The organism is Actinacidiphila paucisporea, assembly GCF_900142575.1.
In the GTDB taxonomy this organism is placed as follows: domain Bacteria; phylum Actinomycetota; class Actinomycetes; order Streptomycetales; family Streptomycetaceae; genus Actinacidiphila; species Actinacidiphila paucisporea.
Genome location: NZ_FRBI01000059.1, coordinates 1 through 9,757, shown reverse-complemented (window position 1 = coordinate 9,757; position 9,757 = coordinate 1). Strand labels below are relative to the sequence as shown.

6 protein-coding genes are annotated in these 9,757 nt (G+C 69.4%); all 6 read left to right on the top strand.

The genetic code is table 11. From position 1 onward, the window contains the following. Positions 1-249, top strand: a 249-nt coding sequence (locus BUE44_RS35295) for a ricin-type beta-trefoil lectin domain protein (RefSeq protein ID WP_143172673.1), incomplete at its 5' end; no start/stop codon positions are given. A gap of 440 nt (positions 250-689) precedes the next feature. Beyond that, positions 690-2,123, top strand: a complete 1,434-nt coding sequence (locus tag BUE44_RS35290; RefSeq protein ID WP_200804634.1) for an arabinofuranosidase catalytic domain-containing protein — start codon at positions 690-692, stop codon at positions 2,121-2,123. A gap of 119 nt (positions 2,124-2,242) precedes the next feature. Further along, entirely contained in the window at positions 2,243-3,895 is a 1,653-nt protein-coding gene (locus tag BUE44_RS35285) for a glycoside hydrolase family 27 protein (protein WP_073503098.1), read from the top strand. Between the two features lie 157 nt (positions 3,896-4,052). Further along, positions 4,053-6,461 (top strand): ricin-type beta-trefoil lectin domain protein, encoded by a 2,409-nt coding sequence (locus BUE44_RS35280; RefSeq protein WP_073503097.1) that lies wholly within the window; start codon positions 4,053-4,055, stop codon positions 6,459-6,461. Between the two features lie 84 nt (positions 6,462-6,545). Then, positions 6,546-8,528: an alpha-L-fucosidase gene (locus tag BUE44_RS35275; protein ID WP_073503096.1), complete on the top strand. Its 1,983-nt coding sequence runs from the start codon at positions 6,546-6,548 to the stop codon at positions 8,526-8,528. Between the two features lie 54 nt (positions 8,529-8,582). Beyond that, on the top strand, positions 8,583-9,757 hold a 1,175-nt coding region (locus BUE44_RS35270; RefSeq protein WP_073503095.1), incomplete at its 3' end, for an endo-1,4-beta-xylanase.

The window sequence follows — 9,757 nt, the reverse complement described above, 5'->3', positions numbered from 1 at the left end:
GTCTACTCCGGTGGCAGCCAGCTGTGCCTGGACGTCTACGGCAACCAGACCGCACCGGGTACCAAGGTCGAGACGTGGCAGTGCAACGGCGGTGCAAACCAGCAGTGGAGCGTCAACTCCAACGGCACCGTCACGGCGACCCAGTCCGGGCTGTGCCTGGACGTCACCGGCGCCTCGACGGCCAACGGCGCCCTGGCCGAGCTGTGGACCTGCAACGGCCAGTCCAACCAGCAGTGGAACCTCAGCTGACCTGACCTGACCTGAACGGCTCGGACCCGTGGCCGGCTCGGCGCCGGCCACGGGTGCGACCGGTTCTCCTGCCGCGGCCGGTCGACGGGCCGATGACGAGTGCTCCTGGCGCGATCAATCCCATCTCTCTTCGGGTTTCGGCGCCGCCGGTCGCGCTCCGCTTCAGGCTGCCGGAACGAGAAGTGCTGGTACGCGTGGTGAGGTTGAGATTTGCCGCGCACGGGTCTGGACACCGCCCGGTCCCCTCCCTATAAATTCGTCCCATGCCTCACTGCTGCGGCTCGCGGTCCGCCCGCGTCGAGAGCCCGTGGGGTTAACGCTAACAAACGCGGGTTCTCCCCCCACATCGTCAAGGACAGACAATGCCGTCTTCACCCGTTCCGTACCGAAGTCCTGCCTTTCGCAGACTCCGCTCGCCCACCCCTGCCGTCATGGCCGTGCTGGCGCTGCTGGCCACGATGCTGGCCACCGCGCTGACCTGGTCGGTGCCGGCGTCGGCTGCGGGCGCGCCCCTGGTCGGTGCGGCGTCGGGGCGCTGCCTGGACGTCGCGGGCGGTACCGACACGCAGGGGACCGCGCTGCAGATCTGGGATTGCAACGGGCAGGCGAACCAGGCGTTCGAGTTCACCTCGGCGGGGGAGCTGCGGACGATGAACGGCACCCGGTGCGTCGACGCCTCGAACAAGGGGACCTCCCCGGGTACCCCGGCGATCATCTGGGCCTGCAACGGCCAGTCGAACCAGCAGTGGCGACAGAACGCCGACGGCTCGGTCACCGGTGTCCAGTCCGGTCTGTGCCTGGACGTCAACAAAGCGGGCACGGCCAACGGCACCGGCGTCATCCTGTGGACGTGCAACGGCCAGAGCAACCAGAAGTGGAGCGCCTCGGCGACCCCGCCGCCGCCCAGCGGATCGCGCGCGTGCGACATCTACCTGTCGGGCGGCACGCCGTGCGTCGCCGCGCACAGCACCGTGCGGGCGCTCTACGGCTCCTACGCCGGCCGGCTTTACCAGGTGCGGCGCTCGTCCGACAACTCCACCAGGGACATCCCAGTCCTGACTGCCGGCGGCTATGCCGACGCCGCGGCCCAGGACTCGTTCTGCGCGGGCACCTCGTGCGTCATCACCGCTGTCTACGACCAGTCCGGGCACGGCAACGACCTGTGGTACCAGGGCTCCGCCCAGGTGCCCGGGTCGAGCCAGAGCAGTCCCGCGAACGCGACCACCGAGTCGCTGACCGCGGGCGGCACCAAGGCGTACTCCCTGTACGTCAACCCGGGCAACAGCTACTGGAGGGACGGCCACCTGACCGGTGTGCCGACCGGCAGCGCGCCGGAGGGCGCCTACATGGTGACCAGCGGCACGCACGTCAACAACGGCTGCTGCTTCGACTACGGCAACAGCGAGACGACCAGGAAGGCCGACGCGGCCGGGGCGATGGACGCGATCAACTTCGGCAAGCAGTGCTGGTTCGGCGGCTGCTCGGGCACCGGTCCGTGGGTGCAGGCGGATCTCGAATGGGGCCTGTATCCCGGTGGCAGCCAGTCGTGGAACGCCAACCAGCGTGCCTTCACCTCCAAGTTCGTCACCGCGATGCTGAAGAACAACGGCACGTCGCGATTCGCGCTCAAGGGTGCGAACGCGCAGTCGGGCGGTCTCACCACCTTGTGGGACGGGGCCCTGCCGTCCGGATACAACCCCATGAAGAAGCAGGGGGCGATCGTCCTGGGCAGTGGCGGTGACTGCTGCAAGCCCGGCGGCGGCGCCAACCTCAGCGCGGGCACCTTCTACGAAGGGGCCATCGTCGCGGGCTACCCGTCCGACGCGGCCGACAACGCGGTCCAGGCCGATATCGCCGCAGCCGGCTACCGCTGACCACCTCACCTGTGGGGGGTGGGGTAAGTGGTGGTCCTCCGGGACACCCGGAGGACCACCACGGCAGCCGCCCCGCCACCCCGCGCGCCCCCACAACCCGGCTCAGGAGTCGATGAATCATGCCCCTGTTCGCTGCAAGAGCCAAGCGCTCGCCCCAGCCGTCCTCACCTCGGTCGCTCCGCAGGGCGTTAGCGCTCACATTCTCGACCGCGCTGCTCGCCGCGGTCGCGCCCCTGGCCACCCTGGGCGCCGCGCAACCCGCCGCCGCGCTGGGCAACGGGCTGGCGCCGACCCCGCAGATGGGGTTCAACGACTGGAACGCCTACGGGTGCAACGTGTCGGAGTCGCTGATCAAGTCCACGGCGCAGGCGATGCACACTGACGGCATGCAGGCCGCGGGCTACAACTACGTCAACATCGACGACTGCTGGATGACCCACTCGCGCGACGGCAGCGGCCACCTCGTCCCCGACCCCGCGAAATTCCCCGACGGGATCAAGGGCACCGCGGACTACGTCCACTCCCTCGGCCTGAAGCTGGGCATCTACGAGGACGCGGGCACGGCGACATGCGCCGGATATCCCGGCAGCCTGGGGCACGAGACGACCGACGCGCAGTCGTTCGCGTCCTGGGGTGTCGACTACCTCAAGTACGACAACTGCAACAACTCCGGCGTGGCCGCCCAGTCACGCTACACCGCCATGCGCGACGCCCTCGCGGCCACCGGCCGGCCGATCCTGTACAGCCTGTGCAACTGGGGGCAGGACAGCGTGTGGACGTGGGGAGCCGGCGTCGGCAACAGCTGGCGCACCACCGGCGACATCAACGCCAGCTACTCCAGCATGCTGTCCATCTTCCACAGCAACGTGGGACTGGCCTCCTACGCCGGACCCGGGCACTGGAACGACCCGGACATGCTGGAGGTCGGCAACGGCTCGCTGACCGCCACCGAGAACCGTACGGAGTTCAGCCTCTGGTCGGAGATGGCCGCACCGCTGATCGCCGGTACCAACATCGCCTCCGCCAGTGCGGCCACCCTGTCCACGCTGACCAACTCCCGGGTGATCGCCGTCGACCAGGACCCGCTGGGCAAGCAGGGGACCATGGTCTCCTCCTCCGGCGGCCTGGACGTCCTGGCCAAGCCCCTTTCGGGCGGCGACGTGTCGGTGGCGCTCTTCAACGAGACCGGCTCGACCGCGACCATCAGCACCACCGCGGCCGCGATCGGCAAGACCGGCGCGTCGGCCTACAACCTGACCGACCTGTGGTCCGGGGCGACGTCCACCACCTCGGGCACCATCAGCGCCTCGGTGCCCGCGCACGGCACGGTCATGTACCGCGTCGCCGGCGGCACGTCCGGCGGTACGGGGACCGGTACCACCGGCGCACTGCACGCGGTGGGCGCCGGCAAGTGCCTGGACGTACCGAACTCGACGGCCACCGCCGGCACCCAGGTCCAGATATGGAGCTGCGGCGGCGGCACCAACCAGACCTGGACCCGTACGTCGTCGGGCCAGCTGACCGTCTACTCCGGCAGCGGCCAGATGTGCCTGGACGCCTACAACAACCAGACCGCACCAGGAACCAAGGTCGACATCTGGACCTGCAACGGCCAGTCCAACCAGCAGTGGAGCGTCAACTCCGACGGCACCGTCCGGGGGACCCAGTCCGGGCTGTGCCTGGACGTCACCGGCGCCTCGACGGCCAACGGCGCCCTGGCCGAACTGTGGACCTGCAACGGCCAGTCGAACCAGCAGTGGAACCTCAGCTGACCGGTACGACCACATCGCGAACTGCCGGGGCGGCGGCCGACCGCCGTCCCGGCGCACGCCGGGCGTCACGGGCGCGGCGGGCGGGACGCCCGGCTCCCGGGTCCCTCGTCCGCCCGCCCGGCGCCTCACCCGTCCCGCCTTGCGAAAGGAGCGCACCGTGTCAGCACTCAGCCGGCTTCTCCGGCGCTTTCGGGCCTCGACGGCCGTCCTCACCGGCCTCGTCCTGGCCGCCGGCGGCATCGTGGGTACGGCCGCCGCGCCGGCCCACGCCGCCACCTCGATCACCATCAACGGCGCGTCCGCCGGTCGGACCTTCGACGGCGTCGGCGCGATCAGCGGCGGGGGCGGCAACAGCCGGCTGCTGATCGACTATCCGGAACCGCAACGCAGCCAGGTCCTCGACTACCTCTTCCGGCCCGGCTACGGGGCCTCCCTGCAGATCCTGAAGGCGGAGATCGGCGGGGACACCAACTCCACGTCGGGTGCCGAGCCGAGCCACCAGCACACCCGCTCCGACCTCAACTGCAACCGCGGCTACGAATGGTGGCTGATGGAGCAGGCCAAGACGCGCAACCCGAACCTGAAGCTGTACGGGCTGGCCTGGGGCGCGCCCGGGTGGATCGGCAGCGGCAACTTCTGGTCCACCGACATGGTCAACTACCTGGTCTCGTGGCTGGGCTGCGCGAAACAGCACGGGCTGAGCATCGACTACCTGGGCGGGTGGAACGAGCGGGGCTACAACGTCTCCTGGTACGAGCAACTGCGCAGCGCGCTCAACGCCAACGGCTACGGCAGCGTCAAGATCGTCGCGGCGGACTCCGACTGGACGGTGGCGAATGACGTCAACTCCAACCCGGCCTTCGCCTCGGCGGTGAGCATCCTCGGCACCCACTACCCGTGCGGTTACCGCTCGGCGCAGACCAACTGCTCCGTGCCCTCGGCCGCCACGTCGACCGGCAAGCAGCTGTGGGCGAGCGAGAACGGCTCCGACGACTACAACGGCGGAGCGCAGGCCATGGCCCGCGGCATCAACCGCGGCTACATCGACGGCCGGATGACCGCGTATCTCAACTGGCCTGTCGTCGCGGCGGTCACGCCGAACCTGCCCTACCCCACGATGGGTCTCGCACTGGCCGCACAGCCCTGGTCCGGCTCCTACGCGATCGGCAAGAACGCCTGGGTGACGGCACAGACCACCCAGTTCACCGCCCCCGGCTGGCACTACCTCGACTCCTCCAGCGGATACATCGGCGGCAACCGCAGCAACGGCAGCTACGTCTCGCTGAAGTCCCCGAACAACTCCGACTTCTCCACGGTCATCGAGACGATGGACGCGACCGGCGCCCAGACGCTGAACTTCTCCGTCGCCGGCGGGCTGTCCGCCGGGACCGTGCACGTCTGGTCCACCAAGGTCAGCTCCTCGAACCCGGCGGACTACTTCGTCCACGCCGCGGACATCACACCGTCCGGCGGGAGCTTCAGCCTGACCGCGCAGCCCGGCTACGTCTACACCCTGACCACGACCACCGGCCAGGGAAAGGGCACCGCCACCGGCCCCGCCGCGGGCAACCTGAAGCTGCCGTACAGCGACTCCTTCGACGGCTACGCGGCAGGCACCGAGGCGAAGTACCTCATGGACTGGCAGGGCGCCTTCGAGACGGTCGCCTGCGGGGGCGGACGCAGCGGGATGTGCGAGCGGCAGATGAGCCCGCAGAAGCCGATCACCTGGGACGCGCTGTCCGACCCGCACGCCCTGCTCGGTGACGTGAGCTGGAGCAACTACACCGTCACCTCCGACGTCCTGCTCGAACAGTCCGGGTACGCCGACCTGATCGGCCGTGCGAACTCCCAGGACTACACGACCACCGGCGGCCTGAACGCCTACCGCCTCCGGGTGAGCGACACCGGGGCGTGGTCGATCCTGAGTTCGAGCACCAACGGCAGCACCTCCACGCTGGCGCACGGCACGGTGGCCTCCCTGGGCACCAACCGCTGGCACACCCTGGCCCTGACCTTCTCCGGCACCACCATCACCGCCGCCGTCGACGGCGCCACGGTCGGTTCTGTGGACGACTACGCCTGGGCCGGAGGACAGGTGGGCTACGGCACCGCCCAGACCGAGACCGCCCAGTTCGACAACCTGTCCATCACCCCCGGCAGCGGCGGCACCGGCGGCGGCACGACGGCGCCGATCGTCGGAGCCGGCTCCGGCCGGTGCGTGGACGTGCCGAACCAGTCGCAGACGTCCGGCACCCAGGTGGCGCTGTGGGACTGCAACGGCGGCGCCAACCAGCAGTGGACCAGTACGTCGGCCGGTGAGCTGCGCGTCTACGGCGGCGACTGCCTGGACGCCTCGGGCCAGGGCACGAGCCCCGGCACGAAGGTCGACATCTGGACCTGCAACGGCGCCGCCAACCAGAAGTGGACGCTGAACTCCAACGGCACGATCACCGGCTCCCAGTCCGGCCTGTGCCTGGACGCGACCGGCGCGGGAACCGCGAACGGCACCCTGATCGAACTGTGGACCTGCAACGGCAGCAACAACCAGAAGTGGACACGCGGCTGAGCCGCCGCTCCCCGGCTGAGCCCGGGACCCCGCACACCGCGGGGTCCCGGGCCCTCCCCCCATCGACCTGCTGAGAGGCCCCCCATGTCCTCCTCACCCTTCCCGCTGAGCCGGCGACGCCTGCTCACGGCCGCCGGCGCGGCGACGGCCGCCGGCCTGCTGCGGTTCGCCCCCGAAGCCGGAGCGACCGACGGACCGGGCAGTTACACGGCGAGCTGGTCCTCCGTCGACCAGCACCCCCCGGCGCCGGCCTGGTTCCAGGACGCCAAGTTCGGCATCTACTACCACTGGGGCGCCTTCAGCGTCCCCGCGTTCGGCAACGAGTGGTATCCGCGCAACATGTACATCGGCGGCTCCGCCGAGAACCAGCACCACATCGCCACCTACGGCGATCCGTCGGCGTGGCCGTACAACAACTTCATCGACGGCGCCCGGGACAAGGCCGGCAACTTCGTCCAGTTCGCCCCCAAACTGGCCTCCCAGGGCGGCAGCTTCGACCCGAACGCGTGGGCGCAGCTGTTCAAGGCCGCGGGCGCGCGGTTCGCAGGACCGGTCGCCGAGCACCACGACGGATTCTCCATGTGGAACAGCCAGGCCAACCCGTGGAACTCGGTCAAGCACGGTCCCAAGCTCGACCTGGTGGCCCAGCACGCCCAGGCCATCCGCGGTCAGGGGCTGAAGTTCATGGCCTCGCTGCACCACGCTTACCACTTCAACGGCTACTACGACCACGTGCCCTCCCAGTCGGACCCGACCCTGCGCATCCTCTACGGGCAGCAGGGGTCGGCCGCGGAGAACCAGCTCTGGTACGACAAGCTCGCCGAGGTGGTCAACGGCTACCAGCCGGACCTGATCTGGCAGGACTTCGACCTGGGCCTGGTGCAGGAGTCCACCCGGCTGCAGTTCCTCGCGTACTACTACAACCAGGCCGTCGCCTGGAACAAGGACGTCGTCGCCACTTACAAGGACGGCTTCGACAACAAGGGCGAGGTCTTCGACTTCGAACGCGGCGGACCCTCGGACCTGCTCGCGCCGTACTGGCTGACCGACGACAGCATCTCCTCCTCCAGCTGGTGCTACACGGTGGGGATCGGCTACTACACCACGCAGGCACTGCTGCACGCGCTGATCGACCGGACCAGCAAGGGCGGCACCATGCTGCTGAACATCGCCCCCATGGCCGACGGCACCATCCCCTCGGGGCAGCAGTCGATCCTGCGCGCCATGGGGGACTGGCTCGGCCGCTTCGGAGAGGCGGTCTACGGCACCCGCTCCTGGACCACCTACGGCGAGGGGCCGACCGCGATGGGCGGCGGCTCCTTCAGCGGCCCGAAGGCCGGCACCGCGCAGGACATCCGCTTCACCCGCAGCCAGGACAACAAGGTCCTCTACGCCACCGCGCTGGGCTGGCAGGGCGGCACCCTGACCATCACGACGCTGAACTCCAACCGGATCAACCTCAGCACCCTGACGAGCGCCCAGCTGCTGAACAACGCCACCGGCAGCTACCTCAACCTGCCGGCCCCCACCCAGGACGCCTCCGGGCTGCACCTGACGATGCCCGGGTCCAGCGCGCCGTTCACCGCGCTGGCCTACACGGTCAAGCTCACCTTCTCCGGCCAGATCCCCGCCCTGGGAGCTCCTGGCGGCTCCACCACCTGGGTGAGGATCGCCAACGTCACCAGCGGGCTGGTCCTCGACAGCGGCGGCAGCGTCGCCTCCGGTTCCAACCTCAAGCAGTGGAACTACGACGGAAGCACCAACCTGCAGTGGCAGCTGATCGACCTCGGCAACGGCTACTACCGCATCATGAACCGCACCAACGGCATGGCCGTCGACAGCTGGGGCAACACCGCCAACGGCGCGCCCGCCCGGCAGTCCGCCTGGAACGGCGGCAACAACCAGCAGTGGGCGCTCAGGAGCGCCGGCAGCAACCGCTACCAGATCGTCAACCGAGGCACCGGCACCGCCCTCGACGGCAGCGGCAGCACCACGGCCGGCTCGACCGCGGTGCTGTGGGCGCCGAACTCCAACACCAACAACGAATGGACCATCACCGGAGTATGACCCCCGGCGCGGTGCCACCGGCACCGCGCCGACACACCGACCGCAGGAGTCCGCATGTCCCCCCACACCCCCACCCGCCGGCTGCCGCGTCCGCGGCCGGGCCGCTCCGGCGCGCTGGCCGCAGGCATGGCCGTCGCCCTGGCCGGCGCGTCGCTGCTCGCCCTCGGCGCGGCCGGCCCCGCGCAGGCGGCCACCTCGCTGCGCGGCCTCGCCGAAGCGCAGAGCCGCTACTTCGGCACCGCCCTGACCGTGCCCGACCTCGGCAACGGCAACGAGATGAACATCGCCAACGCCCAGTTCGACATGGTCACGCCCGGCAACGAGATGAAGTGGGACACCACCGAGCCGGGCAACGGGCAGTACAACTTCGGACCCGGCGACCAGATCCTGTCCTACGCCACGTCCCACAACATGCGGGTCCGCGGACACAACCTGGTCTGGCACGCACAACTGCCCTCATGGGTGAGCAACCTGCCCGCCGGCCAGGTCAAGGCTGCCATGGACGCCCACATCACCACCGAGGTCAACCACTACAAGGGACACATCTACGCCTGGGACGTGGTCAACGAGCCCTTCAACGGCGACGGTTCGTTCGTCAACGACGCTTTCTACAAGGCAATGGGCTCCGGCTACTTCGCCGAGGCCCTGAACACCGCCCACGCCGCCGACCCCAGCGCGAAGCTGTACATCAACGACTACAACATCGAGGGGCAGAACGCCAAGAGCAACGCCCTGTACAACCTGGCCAAGACACTGCTCTCGCAAGGTGTGCCACTGGGGGGGATCGGCTTCGAGAGCCACTTCATCGTCGGCCAGGTCCCGTCCGACTTCCAGGCCAACATGCAGCGCTTCGCCGCCCTCGGGCTGGACGTCGCCGTCACCGAACTCGACGACCGCATCCAGCTGCCGGCCTCCGGCGCCGCCCTGCAGCAGCAGGCCACCGACTACGGCAACGTCGTCAAGGACTGCCTGGCGGTGTCCCGCTGCGTCGGAGTCTCCCAGTGGGGCGTCGACGACGCGAACTCCTGGATCCCCGGCACCTTCCCCGGGTGGGGAGCCGCGACCATGTACGACTCCAACTTCCAGCCCAAACCCGCCTACACCGCGACCGTCACCGCGCTGGGCGGCAGCAACTCCGGTGGTGGTGGTACGGGTACGACGGGTGCGTTGCACGCGGTGGGTGCGGGCAAGTGCCTCGATGTGCCGAACTCGTCGACGACGGCGGGTAC